The 17,454-nt window shown below is 30.3% G+C and carries 13 protein-coding genes and 1 riboswitch; of the genes, 4 read left to right on the top strand and 9 right to left on the bottom strand.

Going from position 1 to position 17,454, the window contains the following annotated elements:
• Positions 1 to 46 precede the first annotated feature (46 nt).
• On the bottom strand, positions 47 to 655 hold the full coding sequence (locus I6U48_RS11120) for an HAD family hydrolase (RefSeq protein ID WP_376774548.1): 609 nt from the start codon (positions 653 to 655) through the stop codon (positions 47 to 49).
• A gap of 153 nt (positions 656 to 808) precedes the next feature.
• On the bottom strand, positions 809 to 1,945 hold the full coding sequence (locus I6U48_RS11115) for a hypothetical protein (protein WP_218320531.1): 1,137 nt from the start codon (positions 1,943 to 1,945) through the stop codon (positions 809 to 811).
• A gap of 284 nt (positions 1,946 to 2,229) precedes the next feature.
• Between I6U48_RS11115 and I6U48_RS11110 the strand changes: the two genes are divergently transcribed.
• Both I6U48_RS11110 and I6U48_RS11105 read left to right on the top strand, forming a co-directional pair.
• Positions 2,230 to 4,977 (top strand): EAL domain-containing protein, encoded by a 2,748-nt coding sequence (locus I6U48_RS11110; protein ID WP_218320530.1) that lies wholly within the window; start codon positions 2,230 to 2,232, stop codon positions 4,975 to 4,977.
• Positions 4,978 to 5,224: 247 nt separating this feature from the next.
• Positions 5,225 to 5,327, top strand: a riboswitch (glycine riboswitch).
• A gap of 300 nt (positions 5,328 to 5,627) precedes the next feature.
• Entirely contained in the window at positions 5,628 to 6,188 is a 561-nt protein-coding gene (locus tag I6U48_RS11105; protein ID WP_218320529.1) for a hypothetical protein, read from the top strand.
• A gap of 157 nt (positions 6,189 to 6,345) precedes the next feature.
• Here I6U48_RS11105 and I6U48_RS11100 read toward each other — a convergent pair whose 3' ends face one another.
• The 6 genes from I6U48_RS11100 to I6U48_RS11075 all read right to left on the bottom strand — a co-directional run bounded on the left by I6U48_RS11100 (position 6,346) and on the right by I6U48_RS11075 (position 15,025).
• Complete coding sequence (locus I6U48_RS11100; RefSeq protein ID WP_218320528.1) at positions 6,346 to 7,755, bottom strand: pyridoxal phosphate-dependent decarboxylase family protein; 1,410 nt, start codon at positions 7,753 to 7,755, stop codon at positions 6,346 to 6,348.
• A gap of 158 nt (positions 7,756 to 7,913) precedes the next feature.
• A complete protein-coding gene (locus I6U48_RS11095) occupies positions 7,914 to 9,518 on the bottom strand; it encodes a histidine kinase N-terminal 7TM domain-containing diguanylate cyclase (protein WP_218320527.1) in 1,605 nt (534 codons plus the stop codon).
• 591 nt (positions 9,519 to 10,109) lie between these two features.
• The gene (locus I6U48_RS11090; RefSeq protein ID WP_218320526.1) at positions 10,110 to 12,464 is read right to left on the bottom strand and encodes a cell wall-binding repeat-containing protein; all 2,355 of its coding nucleotides are present in this window, start codon (positions 12,462 to 12,464) and stop codon (positions 10,110 to 10,112) included.
• Between the two features lie 430 nt (positions 12,465 to 12,894).
• The gene (locus I6U48_RS11085; RefSeq protein WP_218320525.1) at positions 12,895 to 13,854 is read right to left on the bottom strand and encodes a DUF4367 domain-containing protein; all 960 of its coding nucleotides are present in this window, start codon (positions 13,852 to 13,854) and stop codon (positions 12,895 to 12,897) included.
• A gap of 2 nt (positions 13,855 to 13,856) precedes the next feature.
• The gene (locus I6U48_RS11080) at positions 13,857 to 14,402 is read right to left on the bottom strand and encodes a sigma-70 family RNA polymerase sigma factor (RefSeq protein WP_218320524.1); all 546 of its coding nucleotides are present in this window, start codon (positions 14,400 to 14,402) and stop codon (positions 13,857 to 13,859) included.
• Positions 14,403 to 14,674: 272 nt separating this feature from the next.
• On the bottom strand, positions 14,675 to 15,025 hold the full coding sequence (locus I6U48_RS11075; RefSeq protein WP_218320523.1) for a CGGC domain-containing protein: 351 nt from the start codon (positions 15,023 to 15,025) through the stop codon (positions 14,675 to 14,677).
• A 190-nt stretch (positions 15,026 to 15,215) separates the two neighbouring features.
• On the opposite strand from I6U48_RS11075, the gene I6U48_RS11070 reads away from it, so the two are divergent.
• Complete coding sequence (locus I6U48_RS11070; RefSeq protein WP_218320522.1) at positions 15,216 to 15,938, top strand: alpha/beta hydrolase; 723 nt, start codon at positions 15,216 to 15,218, stop codon at positions 15,936 to 15,938.
• Between the two features lie 81 nt (positions 15,939 to 16,019).
• Positions 16,020 to 16,502, top strand: coding sequence for a nucleoside deaminase (locus I6U48_RS11065; protein WP_218320521.1), 483 nt, complete (start codon positions 16,020 to 16,022; stop codon positions 16,500 to 16,502).
• Between the two features lie 41 nt (positions 16,503 to 16,543).
• Here the strand turns inward: I6U48_RS11065 and I6U48_RS11060 are convergent, their stop codons facing one another.
• Positions 16,544 to 17,215 (bottom strand): PilZ domain-containing protein, encoded by a 672-nt coding sequence (locus I6U48_RS11060; protein ID WP_218320520.1) that lies wholly within the window; start codon positions 17,213 to 17,215, stop codon positions 16,544 to 16,546.
• Positions 17,216 to 17,454 lie beyond the last annotated feature (239 nt).

The raw sequence follows: 17,454 nt of genomic DNA, 5'->3' as shown, positions 1-17,454 counted from the left end.
GCTATTTTATTGAAAACGTTCTAAATCTATCTATATAATTCCTTCCTTAATTCAAGTTCAACAATTCTTTTATATCATTAATTTCCAAAAAGTAGTCTTCAACACTGCCAAAGCCATATTTGGCAAATATGAAAGGAACTCCAGCAAGTACCGTTGCCTCATAATCCCCCTGAGTATCTCCAACATATACTACATCATTTAAATTGTTTCTTTCTATAACTAATTTTATATTTTCACCCTTACATCTACCAGTGTTTCCAAAGCATTCAAAGTCTGTAATATACTTTTCAATTCCTGCTTTCTTCATGAATAATTCAATATATCCACATTGACAATTACTCACAATAAATAAACGATACTTTTCTGATAGTTCACTAATGGTTTCTTTTACGTTTGAATACAAAAGGTTATGTGTGTCTTCTTCCAAATCATCATGCTCATATTCACAGCATTTTTTCAGTATTAATTTTTTATTTTCACAACTGGCATCAGTAAACAAATCCTCTGCTATTACATCCATAGTCTTTCCAAACTCTTTCTTTAGTACCGAAGAGGTTATTATTGCATCTGTTCCACCAACTTCTGAAACTGCTCTATTCCAAGCTTTAGCTACGACTTCCGTTGTATCCCACAATGTACCATCAACATCAAATATTATATTCTTTATGATAAAAACCTCCTTTAAACTTACAACCTATGAGAGTATGATAAAAAAGAATCATTATTTATAATTAGACTATAAATTCAGAAAAAAACAAGGAATTGAGCTAGTGTAAATCCTTATTCTTCTAATTAAACTTCAAGTTTATTATATGTAATCTTGAGTATCATTATCTAATTTTATATTTATTTTTGATAACTGGTTAACTACTGAGTCCTTTAAGTTATCAACAACATGCTTAAAAGAAATTGTTTGTTCAATTACATCTTCTTGTGTTTCCTTATGTTCAAAAATGTTTATGCATTCTTCAACATTCTCTGCCTGCCCATAGTAGATATATTGTATAAAACAATTTAATGCATATTCATTAAAAATATACTTTGATGGTAACAGTGTACAATATTTACTTATAACTTTATCTTTCCTATCAGCTAAAGAGGCATTCTTTGATTCGACAATACTAACATTATTTGCACTATTACTGAGCCTCTTTCCATGGGCACTTTCTTGAAATTTCATTAAATAGTAGGACTGTATTCTGGTCAAATTTTCTTCTTTTATAAATTGCTCTGGTATTGCATAAATAAGCCTCTCTAATTTCTCTTTAAGCTCATCTTTTAATTTACTTACTCCATCCACAAGATCCACTTGTTTTCTCCTATAGGCTGAACAGCTTTCATAAGGAACATCAGGTCTAAATGTAACTTGCATCTTCATTTCTTCATTATAGTCTTCTACCATATTTGAAAGCTTCGATTTATAATAACTCTGAATTTTTTCTTGTAATGGCTTGTTAAGTTCATCAATCATAAAGTAACTCAAATTGAAGGATTCATGTTTTTCTCTTTCTATGGTATTAATAAAATCTAAAATCTCAAAGCCATATTTGCTGGTCAAATCTCGAATATAGTTCATAATACTATTATTGTCATGGAATATTTCTTGGTCATTTCCTGTAAGGCACCACATGCCACTGTGATTTTCATATTGGCACAGCGTATATGAAAAACTGTTATGTAAATTGCAATATGCAGCAATACACAATCTTTTAAAGTCCTCACTTTTTATAAAATTAAAAGCATTATTGCTCTTTATAGACTCATTACTATTTTCAAGAAGCTTATTTTTGCCATCAACATTTTCCTCTTTTTTATATTCTAAGGTCTTTAGTTTATCTTTTAAAAGCATTTGTGATTCATTAATATTAATCACTATATCCCTTAATTCAAATAGTTTCTTCAACAATAATAATCTATTGACATTTATTTGTGTTGTAGTATTCATAATATTTTCCCCCTAAAAATTATCAATTACTTAAATTTTATACCTCCTTACGGTAAATTTCAACATATATGGTATATGATCAAATAAGCATCTTTTTATTTTATAACTTATTTTTAAAAACATGGCTCACAATATGACATGGTTAAAAATGAAAATAATACAAAAAGTGTTGAAATCATACAAATTATGACTTAAAATAATAAAAGAGTTAATAAAGTTAACATATTTATTAGCATAAATGAGATTTAAAAACGAAACACAGCTTGTTTTAAAGGAGTGTATGAATGTACGAAATTTTATTCAGTATAAGTTTTGTAATTTCTGTAATTTTGTTAGTTTTTATGTATAAGTTAAGAAATATTGACATTGCAAAATTACTAATCATAGGAGATATCCTTATTTCCTTCTGGATTCTTATGGAGACTCTTAGCTATTATATAAAAATAAGCGAGCTTGTAATCTTATTTCAAAAAGCAAAGTTCGTTAGTGCTATATTTATTCCACCACTTTCCTTGTTAGCAATTAATGAATATACTAATAAAAAACAAAAAAGTTCCTATTATGTTCTATTAATTTTTATTGTACCTATACTATCATTGACATCGTTAATTTCTAACAGCATACCATATAAATTTATATCAAATGCTAATATAGAATATCTCAAATATGCTTTAATTTTTTCCTATTCGCCAAATATCGGATTTTGGATTCACACTATTTATTCATATTGCAATGTCTTAGTGGTGTTTTACATTCTTATGATTAAGGCAATAAAATCACCTAAATTATATTGCAGGCAAAATATCTTTATTTTGGTAGGAGCAACGATATCTATTATAATCAACATTTTGTTTATTGTTACTAAATTTGAAGTATTCTTTATAGATGCTACTTCCATTTGTGTACTATTAACCTTGATTATATTATATTGTGTTATATTCCATATTCCTAAGTCAGTAATGGTACCAATTGCTAGAGATCTTTTAGTAGAAAATATTGAAGACATGGTTATTGTGGTAGATTCTTTTAATAGAATAATAGATATCAATCCAGCAGCCATTAAATTTATAATGTATTTAGAACGTACAAATAAAAAGATTAATATTGGGAAAGACAGAAATTTTATAGGAATAAAAATCCAAGAGATATTGAAGTTCATACCAACTGTGAAACATATTGCTACAACAACTGCTGAAAATAATGAATCTACAATAACTTTAAATCTTAATAATAAAGATTTTTATTTTAGAATGTATAGATCTCCTATTTTAGATACAAATAAATTTCAGATTGGTAGATTATTTATGTTTCACGACATAACGAAGCTACAGAAGTACACAAATGATCTTAAAAAACTGAATGAAGAATTGTCAATTTCAGATAGAATAATTAATACTGCAATAGAAGATGTATTAATAACCGATGCTTCTGGAAATATTATCAAAGTAAATAATTCTTTTGAAAGGATATCTGGATATAAAAAAGAAGACCTAATTGGAAGAAATCCAAGAATATTTAAATCTGGCCGCCATAATAAAAGCTTTTATTTAGACATGTGGAATAATTTAATTACTAATGGTTATTGGGAGGGTGAAATTTGGAACAAAAGAAAAAATGGTGAAACATATCCTAAATGGATGTCAATAACACCTTTAAAAAAATCAAATGGCACAGTAGAAAATTATATTGCCATTTCTACAGATATAAGTAAAATAAAAAAAACTGAAGATAAGCTTCACAGTCTTGCCTATTACGATTTATTAACTGGAATACCAAACAGAACATTATTTTATGATAGACTTGAAAGAGCACTTATTAGATCTATTGATACTAAAAAATCAGTGGCCCTGCTTTTTATGGATCTAGACGAGTTTAAAGTCATCAATGATTCATTAGGTCATGCAGCTGGAGATTTAATTCTTAAAGAAGTTGCGAATCGAATTAAATCTACCATTCGAAAATCTGATACTGTCTCAAGATTAGGCGGAGATGAGTTTGCTGTAATTATCGAAAATATAGATAATCCTGAAGATATACGAATTTTAGCAAAAGCTATTATTGAGAAGATATTTCTACCTTATTCTATACTTGGACGAGAAATAACTTTGGGAGTAAGTATTGGAATCGCACTAGCACCTTATGACGAATTTACTGTTGAGGGCTTAGTTAGAAAAGCGGATGCTGCAATGTATGATGCAAAGGAGTCTGGAAAAGGAAGGTATTCTTTCTCTTCTGAAGAAATTGAAAAGCGAAATCATGAAACTCTTGAAATGCAGATAAAACTTAATTCAGCTCTTGCTAATAATGAGTTCATTTTATATCTGCAACCACAAACTATTTTTACCGAGAATAGTTTTAAAATAATTGGTGCTGAAGCACTTATCCGCTGGAAGACGATAGATGGTAAGATATTCACGCCAAATAAATTCATACCAGTGTCTGAAAGCAATGGTATGATAATACCTATTGGTAACTGGGTATTAGAAGAAATTTTTAGAATCGATAAGATATTAAAAAACAATTACATTAATATCAAATTAGCAATTAACGTTTCCTCGAAACAGTTTGAAAATAATAATTTAGTTTCAAAAATCAAAGAAATTTTCAAAGAAAATAGTTCTCAAAATATTAATTTGATAATTGAGATAACAGAGAGTTTTTTGTTACATAATACTGAGAAAGCAATTCAAAACCTATTTGAGCTAAAAAAATTAGGAATTGGCATTTCAATAGATGACTTTGGTACAGGCTTTTCCTCCTTAAGTTATTTAACTCGATTACCTGTAGACTATTTAAAAATTGATAAGTCTTTTATAGATAATATCGCTGATCCAAACCAGAAAAATTTAACACCAAGTATTATTTCTATGGCGAAAATTCTTAATCTAAAGACTGTTGCTGAGGGAGTAGAAACGAAAGAGCAAGTTAACATATTGATAAATGAAAAATGTGATGAATTTCAAGGCTATTATTTTAGTAAGCCCCTTGTTATCAGTGATTTTATCGAATATTTAAAGCAGCATAATAAATAATATAGGGTTGCACGGCCGAAAATCAACTTACACTCCGGGATATGTTTCCAAGCTTCAACACTATATAGATATCCAGCCTATCAGAATGTTTTCCTATCAAGCTGGTTTTTACTTAGATGTATATAATGCAAATTTAAAAAAATAGTTAACTTGTGAACATTTAATTAAGAATCATAAAGCGATATTGAAACTCTATACATTTCGATGCTATAATGAAGTCAAGATATGAAAATTTAATATTTCTCGGATGAAAATAGCGTGAGATAACAGTTTGTTAACCGAAGAAGCAATGATTTAGTTCCCACACGACTACATCAGAAACTTTCAGGTACCCGCAGCGCTATAGGACGAAACTCTGAAGATCTGTTTAAGTACAGAACCCAAGGTGTAAGATATATATTTATATCCAAACTCTCAGGTAAAGATACAGAGGACATGTAGTGAAAGCTTAGTCTTTCCCTCATGTCCTTTTTATTATGTTTTTAAAATTATTTAGGATAATTTTCACATTTAATTTCTATATAGATAACCACCGCTGAAAGTTGACTTACGAAAAATATATTTATATCTTTCAAACATTACCAATAATTCTCATAGTATAAGTTAACTGTCGGCCGTGGATGTCTATAGAAATAAAAGGAGGCATAATTATGAATGAAGAATTACATGAAGTTGAAAATTTTTTAAAACAATATGGTATGAAATTAGGTGAAAATAAATGCATAACCAATAGTCTACTAAGACAATTAACCAGAAAAAATATCATAGCACGATCCATGCGCTGCGTATATGTCTTAGATAACTTTATAATTAAAGTTTCATCTGATGCTACAGGATTTTCTCTACCTATAGGAGCCGATCAATGTATTAACGAATATAAAATATATACATCAGAAGATGAAAAACTTGAAAATTTCAAAGATATATTATGTCCAGTCTATGCAATATATAAAAGTAGGTTTTTATATTTAACTGTGCATAAACGTTTAAACCCTATAGACACTAGTACAAATTCTGATGAAACAATATATAGTTATATAGAAAAAGGGAAAAATTTTTCCAATGAGAAAACCTTTTTCTCAAAACTAGAAAGGTTCAAAAATTTATTGGTAACCAAGTCTCCCGAGTTGCAAAACGAGTACTGCAAGGTTAACTCCTTTGGTTATGATGACAATAACAACTTATTTGTTCTTGATTACGGTATGTTATAGACTTCAATCTAGAAGACTATATAATATATTAAATTTTTAAATGCACTTAATGTTACCCAAAATTAATCTGCAAACAAAAACTTTTAGTTTTTGTGATACCCCTTAGACACTAGGCGGGCCTCTAAAAGGTTCGCCTAGATTGCTATATTAGTTAACATTAACCCAAATATCTTTTATAGGCTTTATTTAATACTTCCCATGCAATTTCAATATCCTTTTCCTCTGTCCTCCAATTGCTTATAGCTGCCCTTATTCCAGGCATTCCTTTGTATACGGTTTGGGTAAAGAATGCTCTGCCATCCTCATTGACTAATTTTAAGAACTGCTGTATCTGCTCTAATGCAGCATTATTTTCCCCTACATTGATAGTAAAACAAACTACATTTAATCTAGTAACAGATAATAATTTAAAGTTCTTAGATTTCTCAATCTTTTTACTTAATAGCTCTGCTAAAGCGCAATTCCTTTCAACTAACTCCTGATATCCATCCTGCCCATAGGCCTTTAAGGTAAACCATGCCGGAAGAGCTCTTAGCCTTCTAGAATTTTCCGGAGTCAAATGAACAAAATCAGGGTTCTCTGAAAGCTCTCCTAAATACACTGCATTATTTTGAAAAACCTGGAGTTGAAGCTTAGGATGTCTAGTAAACTGCATTGCACTATCATAAGGAACATTAAGCCATTTGTGCGCATCTATTGTAATAGAATCTGCCTCATCCATTCCTTCTACTAGCATCTTATATTTTGGCGAGCAAGCAGCAAATCCCCCAAAGGCTCCATCTACATGTAAAAAGAAGTTATATTTTTTCTTTAATTCTAATATTTGCTTTATATCATCAAAGTCAACAGTATTTACTGTACCTGCATTTGCCACTACTATGCATGGCTCTCCATTTATTTCTTTTAAATAATTTTCCAATGCTTCAATGTCTACAGCTTCTCTTCCATCCATTGATGGCATATAATGCATATTATCTCTTCCCATACCCAACATAGACAAGGCTTTTAAAATGCTTGAATGAGGAGCAGAGCTTATAATCTTTATCGGCGGAATAGAATACATACCCTTTTGAGATATATTAAAACCAAGTTCATTTGCTACCCACTGTCTTCCAATTGCTAAGCCTACAAAATTAGCCATTGTAGCTCCAGTAACAAAGGTACCTGAATAGGTTTGCGGTAATCCAAAAAGCTCCTTTAATAAATTAATAGCCTCTTCTTCAATCTTTGAGGCACTGGAATTATCTCGACCTGTAGCACTTTGATCAAAGGTGCTTACGAGCCAGTCCCCCATCAAAGCTGCAGGTGTCGATCCTCCTGTAACAAAACCAAAGTATTTTGAACCTGCACTAGAAACTATTCCTTTGTAAAACCTCTGCATAAATTCCTCTAAAGCTTTTTCTCCACCTAACCCCTCTTTGTTTAGTTTAGTTGGCTCATAATTCTTTGAGTTTTTTGGAAAGGTTGCTATCTTGTCAATATCTTTTAAGAATTCAGATGCATTACTCTTTACTTTTTCTAGCAAACAATCAATGTTGTCTAAATCATTTTTTAAATATTTATTCATAATGTTCCCCTTTCAATTCCTTTAATAATTTAATTTTCTATTTATATTGTTATAATTTGATATAGTATGTATCACATTCATATTTGAGTAAACTCTTCACTTGTTTCAGATTTGCTAACTTATTATATATTTAGCAAAAATAAACACCTGCAATATATTTATTGCAGGAAAATTTTATTTCTTCCACTTTTCTTAGCTTCATATAATCCACTATCAGCATGCATGACCATTTCATCAAAGGAGCAGTAGCTTTCATGTTCATGTTTATAATATTCTGAAACACCAAAACTAGCAGTAACTTTAATAAACTTATCTTTATAATTAAAAGTGTGATTTTCAAAAGCAGCTCTAATGCGTTCAACTATTATCATTGCCTGATTTAGTGATAAATCTGGTAAAAAAGCAATAAATTCTTCACCACCATATCTTCCTAGTAGATCATTAGCTCTAATTATACTTTTAACTATAGAAGCTATTTCTTTTAAAACATAATCCCCTGCCTGATGTCCATAAGTATCATTAATTCGTTTAAAATAGTCAATATCAAACATGAACATTACCCCATTACCACATTGCTTTAATAATCTATCAAGTTCATCATTGGCAAGTTCAATAAAATATCGTCGATTAAGTATTCCTGTTAATCCGTCTAATTGAGCTATTCTTTCCAATTCAATCAACATTTCTTTTTCTTTGGTTATATCTGTAATTAATATTGTGCTTCCTATTCGAAGGTCTTTATCATATAATGGCCTTAGTCTTGCCTTAAAATATTTAATATTTTCTTTTAATGTATTAATGCTGAATTCAAAAACATCCTCCGTAAGACTTTTTTCTAAGTTTTGTGTAGAATATAACTTATGTTTACTATTTAAGTCTTTCAGTAGTTCAAAAAATTCTGGACATTCATTAGTACATAACTCTACTTCTGTTCCTATAAGACTTTTATCTAGAGATTGGAAAATCTGTTTTGCAGCATGGTTGAAATCCTTAAGATTATAATTAAGATCTACAACAATTGCGCCATCATAAATCCACTCGAATATCTTCTCCCTAGACAGCGGAATTATATGCATCATATCATAACGATATATGGCATATGCAAATAATATGTATATAAAAATTATACCAAAGGCACCACAATCCATTCCAAGTGGTACAATTTCTAGTTGATCAAAAATTAGCGAGGCAAAAGGAATCATTGATGCATAAAACATAATTCTAAACTGCTTACGCATATATCCTGTTGATTCTAGAAATGCATGATAGTATATCACTATTGAAATAATTGCACAACTAAAGAAAAAAATACAATACACATAATACAAAATGCCTCCTTCAAAATATAAAACATCAAAATATCCATTATTAACCAATGAGATAGTTTTATACATTAACCGATGATATTCATTTGTCCATCGAAATATACATATTAATAAAGGTATTATAAAAAGAATAACTCTATATGGTCTTCCGATCTTCTTATTTCTAAAAGACAAAGAATGTGCTTGTACAACCCAAAGAGACGGCATAAATGGCAAACCTAAATATTGAACTTTACTCCATAAGTTTACATTTTGAAGAGATACAGATACTATTTCCATACTATATCCGAAAATGTAAATCACTGCACTAATGCACATTAAAAAAAGTTGGAAAGCCCCTGGAACTTTCCTTCGACGCCACGAATAAAATCCAAGAATAAAAATAATAAAAGCTTCAATATAAAAAAAACCACTTAAAAAATTATTTATTTGCCCCATTAGCTTTCCTCACATTTATAATAATACAATCTAAAATCTATATTTAGGTTAATTATAGTATACCTGCAAACTGTATCAATCTCCAACATTAATTTTATTTTTCAACTACAATGCACATAGTTTTAGATTCTTCATCTAACTTCTTAGATATATGTTCATCATTCCAAAATTCTTTGCTGCTTTCTGCATATAGTTCTGGTTTTTTCAAATACTTGAATAATTCATTAACATAACTTTAATTCCTTTCTTAATAAATACATATATTTAAACTTAATATAACAATATGATTTCTTAAAATAAAAAAGAGCTATAGATTTACTCCATAGCTCTAATAATATACTAAAAACTATCACTAAGAGAGTAAATTAAAATCATAATTGATAAACAGGCACAACAAAAAAGCTGCTAGATTTAACAGTTTTTTACCTATTCAATTAATGATTTTACCTTACATCTCCACGTTTCACTTATGCTATTTGATTACTTAACATCAAGTGCACCGGATAGCATTCCACCTTTCAAAATCATATTGTTATATATAAATTTTACCGCTGATATAACTATGTTGTCAATAAACTCGATACATTAATATTATTTTATCTCTGCAGAATATACCTTTCCTTCTCCAGTAATAAATGTATAGTTAATTGAAGCAGTTGTTCCACTGGAGTTTTTTGTAATCGTCGATTTTTTTGATGGAACTATATACTTATAGGTCTTGCCGCCATCTGATGTCATCATTATCGTTTTTACATTATTACTACTTATATCTATAGTATCTCCATTGTATTTTAGCATATATTCATCATTACTTCCGGAGACTGCATCGAGTTCACCCTCAAGCTTAACAGGTGCTCTATAGCCGGCTCCATTCTCTTTTTCATGTATAATATAAGCTATATTTCCAGACTTTGCCCAAGCCTCTTTGAACTGGTCGAGTCTGTATTTTACCCTAACTCTATCATTATTAGACGCAGCTGAATCATTTATTATTATATAGTCAGTTCCATTTTCCTTTGTGAAACCGCATACGACAATAAGATGACCATAAGTTGATTCTATTGGAGCACCATCTACAACTGGTAAATTTGCCTTTACATTTACATTATTTTTATATTGCACACTGACTGCAACAGGATGTCCATAATAAATCTCCCTCTTTAAGCCTTCTACAGTTGAATAATCTACATAAGTCTTATATCCAAAACTTGAGGCATAAGCAGTATTAAAGGGCCAATTTCCAAAACCATCATATTTATAGTCATATACACCCCAGGCAGATTGTTCAGGTACTATATTTGTTCCATAATAATTCAGTATCATAGCAATACTGGTGGCACTGCATATGGAATTAGCTATTGAAGGCTCTCTCACCATCTGAGAAAATTGTGGTACATCAAGTACTTTTAAACTAGATAAATCTGGATTATCTGAAAATACTTTATTAATTTCTTGACCTGAGAGAGTATTTCTTATAGTTCCTGATATTAAACGCACTGAAGGAGTTACTCCAGATTTATTAGTATTTAATGTAACTCTATATTGAATTTTACTGGAAGTTTCTCCGTTAGTTCCTTTTATAGTAAGCGTATCAGTATCAACATAAGCTGCTGGATCATCAGTAACACCACTACCTGAAGCTCTTTTTATAAACGTCCCCCAACTTCCCCAAGAAAGCCAATTCGACCACTTATTTTTTACAAATACCCTTGCTTCAAGCTGAATTGAGGTTCCTTCTGGAGTATCACTATCCCAAGAAGGTACAAAATAATTAAAAGGACTTGTACTTATTATATTTGATGTATAAACCCCCTTTAATTTATCTGATTTAAGTATCACTGCCCCATCACCTATGTTATTAGATATTTCAACATCCTCTAGGCTGGCAGCATTAGTCATAAAATCACTTGAAGTCGAGTTAACAAAAAGATTTCCCTTGATAAGATTCATGTCAGAATCTTCATCAGCTGTGCTACTTGCATTCCCTGTAACAATATTAACAACATTATCACTCAATACTCCAGTGCCACCTAATGCATTTACATTCTCTACATTATTATTACTAATAAAAGTATTCACATCCTTTTCATTGCTGTCTCCTATTAATATTATTGGATTTCCGTCCTTACCTGCCAAGGCCGAACCAGAAAGAGCATCTGCAAAGCCTTTATCACTAGCTATGTACACTTTATTTAAGTCTAATTGAGTTTTATAGTTATTTATTAAAGCTAAATTTCTCTCATATTTTGTTGATTGATTATAGGTTTTAGTAGGATTCAACGTACTTACTGCTTTACCATCTAATACATCCTGTCCACCTATAACCTCTATTTCCCCATTGTTAGTTCCCACTTGATTATTTATATACTTTTTAACCATATCGGGCACATTGTTTTTTTCTACTAATATTATAGGATACTGAAGCTTGGCTGCAATTGGGGCTGCTGACAATGCATCCTCATAGTACTCTCCATTCACAACAAACACTCCTTTAAAAGTACCCAGTTCCTTTGCTACATTAACAGAAGTTTCATATCTATCTTGTCCCCATATTCGCTTTACACTAATGCCCATACCCTTAAGTTCAGTTTCTACATTGGAGCTTACAACTCCTGATCCACCAACAATAAATACATTTTTAATCTGTAAATCCTGTATTTTTTGCTTTGTAGAATCAGTTAACCTATTGGTATCAGTTAAAAGAATAGGTGCATTATACTTTTTAGCTAAAGGTGCAGAAGTTATTGCATCAGGAAAATTTTCACTGTTTACTAAAACAGCATAATCCGATTGCGTCCACCCCTGAGAAACTACAGCATTACTTGTTCCATATCTATCCTGTCCTGCTAACCTGCTAATATTAACATTACCTTTTGCAAATACGCTACTTGAAACTAATAAGCTTGTACCCAAAACACATGACATCATTAATAACTTACCTTTCATTTTCCGTCCCTCCTATGCTCACTATACATATTATACCTGTTTAACTAAGATATTTCCATGTCTTACAATATGTTTTAATTCCAAATAAACATAGGTATTACATACAGATCAAGTGAAAATTTCTGATAAATAATAGAACTATTGCACTATATAGATAACCAAACCAGACCTTTAACTTATATGCAGGGATATGTTGCCAAAACTGAAAGCACATATAAAAATTTTTTATTATTCTTAGCGAAGCATTTTAGAAAATCTTAGATCTATTGATATGTTTGAGGTACGAGTTTATCAATGGTTCTTAGATTTTCAAAATGCTGAGCTTTAGAATAATTAAAAGTTTTTATCGTGCTGAAGTTTGGCAACATGTCCCGGAGTATAAGTTAAAGGTCTGCCGTGGACGTCTATAAGTGCAACAGTGTCATTTTAGTTATTTGATGGATTCTGCAATTTTTATTAATTCATCTCTTCCAAATTCTCCCCTACCTGATAAACCATAAAGCACTTTATTAGTCTCCCAATCAATACTTCTATTATCATATAATATTGCGTCTATGCCATTAACTTTTATCTTTTCAATTTTTCCATCTGTTCCATCTTCATATTTAGTTTCTTCATCAGCAAATCTTTGCTGCATATAAATATACTTTCCAGTTTTTTCATTAGTAAAGAATAAATCAATATATTTTTTACTTACACTGCCATCTTTACCTTTATAAAATTCCGCTCTATCAAATTTATAATCTTTTGGTAAATATGAAGGCAACTTAACATCAAAGCAAGTATATTTATTTAAATTTCCCACATCTTTAATTACTAAAATATTTTCCTTCTCTTTTTCATCTTTAGCTTTTACCTCAGTTGCTGTTAGTATCTTTCCATTCGAAACTTTAGCAATTTCTTCACCTGATTCTGTATATACTTTCCCAGTATCTTTTGTAACAACTGTTAAGGCTTTTCCATTTTTATCAAAAATTTTACCCTTTAAGTTAGCCGGAACATCCATACTTGAAGGTCCTTCCGACTGTACTGCTGTTATATGCCCAAGAGATATTTTGTTTATTACTTTTTCCGCTAAATCTTTAGCAAAAGAAGTCTGACTAAAAACTCCACATACTATTACAAAAGATGCCGCTGCAACACTAATTTTTCTTATTTTATTTGAATTTTTCATAACCTCTTCTTCTTTACTTTGATTTATATTTTTTAAAGTTTTATTAAAAACAGCTTTCTTATTACTGTTTCGGCTGAAATCTTTATCAGCTAAAGCTTTTCCAAGCTTTAAGATTTCATTGTATTCTCCGTCTTGAGGTTCATCTATATGTTTTATGCCATTAAAATAAGCATCTATATCTATTGAAAATTTACTTTCTATACTTTTTTTATTCATAGCTATACCTCTCTTTCCATTTCTACTTTAAGCTTTTTCATTATCCTATAAAGCATCACCCCAATATTACTTTCTGTAAGTTCTAGAATTTCTGCAATCTCTTTATTTTTTAAATTTCCTCCAAATTTAAGCGCGACAATGTTCCTCTCTTTGTCATTTAAAACTCTTAATGCTTTTAAAAGCATATCATTAGTTTCAGCTGTTAATACTATATCTTCTGGATTGCTTTCTCTTGATATTAGTTCTTTGATTTTTTCTATAGAAAACCAATTATATTTTTTTAAACTTCTAAAATAATCATTTATTACGTTTCTAGCTATAGCAAACAACCACACTTCAAAGGGGGATTTGCAGTTAGAATATGTGTTTATTTTTAACATTACTTTTTCAAAAACCTGACTTGTTAAGTCTTCTGCTTCTTCATTAGAGTTGACTCTATAATATATATAGTTATATATTCTTTTGTAGTAGGTTTCAAAAATATGGGTTAAATCTAGCTCTTCACCTTTTGCTTTATCTAAAGAACTTGACACAGCAAACTGTTCCATATTTTTAAGCACCTCCTTCTTCTATTTTTTACTTAGCTAAGTAATTACACATGTTAATACGTAACATTTTTCATTTCATTACATATATTTTTAAAATTTTTTCTATATAAACAATATATCCAGCTAAATTACAATCTCATAGTGATAAGTATACTATTCAAAACTGTATATTCCTTTAATGTTCAAAAAAGAAGCCACTGCACTTAAGTGCAACAGCTCCTTTGATTTAGTCCACTGTAAATTATATAGTTCATGTTAAAATTTCGGTATTCCTACTCAGCATTTTTCTTTTTTCCCTCTGCACTGCCATGAGTATATCCAATAACTTCAAAGTCTTTTGATAAGGCTTCTATAAATTCTTCATAATAAGAGCATTTAGATCTTATACAAGATGATAAGTGTATTGTATCAACGCCAATTTCTTTCATTCTTTGTGCCCTTGACACCACTTGCTCCACCGAATTTTCGCTGCAGCCATTGCAATGCACAAAACTGATTAATTCTGCTTCACTGTCATGTTTTTTAAAGGAATCCCCTTTGTTATTAAAAGCCTTAAAACAACCAGAACCTGAACACCTTTTAGATACCTCAAAACAATTTATAATTCCAATTTTCTTTTTCATAGTTTCCTCACGTATTTTATTTTATCTTGTTTATATTATCACAAAAATGTTTTTACTTCTATGATACTCATCACGAAAAAAAGAGCATTATTTACCTTTTCCCAATCCATTTTTAGATAATAAAAAGTTGTAATTCTCCACCATTTGCTGTAAATTAATAATTGATTAAACTATTCTAAGGAGTAAGAATATGAAGGGAACTATACAGATCTTAAATATAAGCGAATATCATTGTTCATTATATCTTCCACCTAACTATAATATACTTGATGTTAGCTATCCTGTTGTGTATATGAATGGAAATAACAATTTGGAAGAAATAATAAATTCTATAGAATCTTATTTTGATATAGATTGCAGTTCTTTTATACTTCTAAATATCGAATCTAAAAATTGGAATGCTGATTTTTCTCCATGGCCTGCACCATCTCTAGCAAAAAACGGTGAAGACTTTAGTGGGTGTGCATATGAATATCTCAATAATCTTGTTAATATTATTAAGCCTTTCATAGATGCACACTACAAAACAAGAACTGAACCTGAAAATACTGTACTAGTAGGCTACTCCTTAAGTGGAATTACAGCTTTATACAGCCTTTATCTGTTTGGGACCTTCGGCAAAGTAGGAAGTCTCTCCGGTTCATTGTGGTATGATAGATGGATTGAATTCATAAGCTCAAATTCTCCTATAAATACTGACGCAAAAATATACCTTTCTCTTGGAAAAAGTGAAGAACGAAGCCGAAATCAACGTATCGCTAAAGTTGGTAATTGTACTCAAAAGACTTTTGATATATTATCCAAACAGCTTGTGTCCACAGAAAACATAATACTAGAATGGAATAATGGTGGTCATTTTACTGAAATTTCTCAAAGATTTTCTAAAGCACTGCTATGGCTTATGAATCTATAGAGATGATACTGTAAAATATTGTATACTAGTGACATATAATAACTATTTCACAATAAAATATTAGAAATGAGGTCTTAAATAATGAGTTGGAAAGATGATATATATTATATTAAGAAATGTGTTGAAGTTTCACAGAGAGCAAGAGATAACGGCAATACACCTTTTGGTGCAATCTTAGTTGATGCTAATGGAAATATACTACTTGAGCAGGAGAATATTGAAATAACCGAGTCAAACTGCACAGGTCATGCAGAGACAACCCTTATGGAAAAAGCCTCCAAAAAATATACTAAAGATTTTCTTTGGCAGTGTACATTATATAGCACAGCTGAACCATGCGCTATGTGTGCTGGGGCAATATACTGGGGAAATGTAGGAAGAGTAGTATATGGAATAAGTGAAAAAAGGTTACTTGAGCTAACAGGTGATGACTCTCAAAATCCTACCTTCGACCTTCCATGTAGAGAAGTTTTTGCAAGAGGGCAAAAAAAGATTGAAGTTGTCGGGCCTTTTCCTGAAATTGAAGCACTTGTTGTTAAAGTTCATGAAGGTTTTTGGAGTTAGTACTGAAATTTAGGAGCAATTTTTATAATTGCTCCTAGTAATTAAATTGAAATCTGAACTTGTTTAAGCCTACTATCAACGTAGTCTCTAATGATTTCTCTATCCTCATTATCTATATCAATAAATTCAAGTGCTGTTTTAACATTTATGTCGTCCCCTGTGTCAAATCTTATCACATCACAAAGTACAGTTATCTCTTCTTCATTAATTTTAATTGTAACAATAGCCTGCTTTACTTCATCGTCATTATGATAAGTTATAAGGCTTAGTCCTCCTGTACTTATATCAACAGAAAAAGTTTTTTTCATCCTTTTAAAATATAATGCTGAAACATCATCTTTTCTCATAAATATATTGTCAGGTGGTAAAAAACTATATTTAACATTCACAAGAGCAGTGACCCTATGATGTTTTCTTCTTTCAATTTTATTAACTATTTCTGGAGTTGTCAGCAATACAAATTGAAGTCTATCATTCAGTTTATAAGCGATAACCTTTGCGTTATACATTACAGCCTTATCTTCCATTACATAAATAAATTGAACACTCTCTTCTTCATTTAAAATGCGGTAATTATGCTGATCGGTATTTATTATAACTCCTATACAATTCCACTGCAGCTTACTAATGTTTGCATAAAAAAAGGTTTTATCATTGTTTACAAACTGAATTTTGCTGCCCTCGCGAAAAAATTTTCTTTTTTTTATATCCAAGGGACTGTCACCTCTCTACCATATAATATATCTCGAAGCTTATATGGTGATTATATAGCATACTTATTAAGCAATAGATATCAATCATGTTAAACTTAGGTAAATTTTAACATAAGGTATTCCTCGAATACTAAATTTTATCTTTACTATAAAGCTTTTTGGGAATTTTCAAGTCTTTCTATGGGTAAAGTATATTCATGTACTTATTCTTATTTTTTTACAGGGCAAACGCATGAGTT

Source organism: Clostridium thailandense (genome assembly GCF_019207025.1).
Classification (GTDB): domain Bacteria; phylum Bacillota; class Clostridia; order Clostridiales; family Clostridiaceae; genus Clostridium_AM; species Clostridium_AM thailandense.
This window is presented reverse-complemented; position numbering and strand designations above follow the sequence as displayed.

What these genes read in the sequence shown, in the direction of transcription:
- I6U48_RS11065 (WP_218320521.1), top strand. Translation starts at nt 16,020, where the DNA reads ATGAGTTGGAAAGATGATATATATTATATTAAGAAATGTGTTGAAGTT.
- I6U48_RS11095 (WP_218320527.1), bottom strand. Translation starts at nt 9,518, where the DNA reads ATGGGGCAAATAAATAATTTTTTAAGTGGTTTTTTTTATATTGAAGCT.
- I6U48_RS11080 (WP_218320524.1), bottom strand. Translation starts at nt 14,402, where the DNA reads ATGGAACAGTTTGCTGTGTCAAGTTCTTTAGATAAAGCAAAAGGTGAA.
- I6U48_RS11085 (WP_218320525.1), bottom strand. Translation starts at nt 13,854, where the DNA reads ATGAATAAAAAAAGTATAGAAAGTAAATTTTCAATAGATATAGATGCT.
- I6U48_RS11105 (WP_218320529.1), top strand. Translation starts at nt 5,628, where the DNA reads ATGAATGAAGAATTACATGAAGTTGAAAATTTTTTAAAACAATATGGT.
- I6U48_RS11100 (WP_218320528.1), bottom strand. Translation starts at nt 7,755, where the DNA reads ATGAATAAATATTTAAAAAATGATTTAGACAACATTGATTGTTTGCTA.
- I6U48_RS11110 (WP_218320530.1), top strand. Translation starts at nt 2,230, where the DNA reads ATGTACGAAATTTTATTCAGTATAAGTTTTGTAATTTCTGTAATTTTG.
- I6U48_RS11075 (WP_218320523.1), bottom strand. Translation starts at nt 15,025, where the DNA reads ATGAAAAAGAAAATTGGAATTATAAATTGTTTTGAGGTATCTAAAAGG.
- I6U48_RS11090 (WP_218320526.1), bottom strand. Translation starts at nt 12,464, where the DNA reads ATGAAAGGTAAGTTATTAATGATGTCATGTGTTTTGGGTACAAGCTTA.
- I6U48_RS11070 (WP_218320522.1), top strand. Translation starts at nt 15,216, where the DNA reads ATGAAGGGAACTATACAGATCTTAAATATAAGCGAATATCATTGTTCA.
- I6U48_RS11115 (WP_218320531.1), bottom strand. Translation starts at nt 1,945, where the DNA reads ATGAATACTACAACACAAATAAATGTCAATAGATTATTATTGTTGAAG.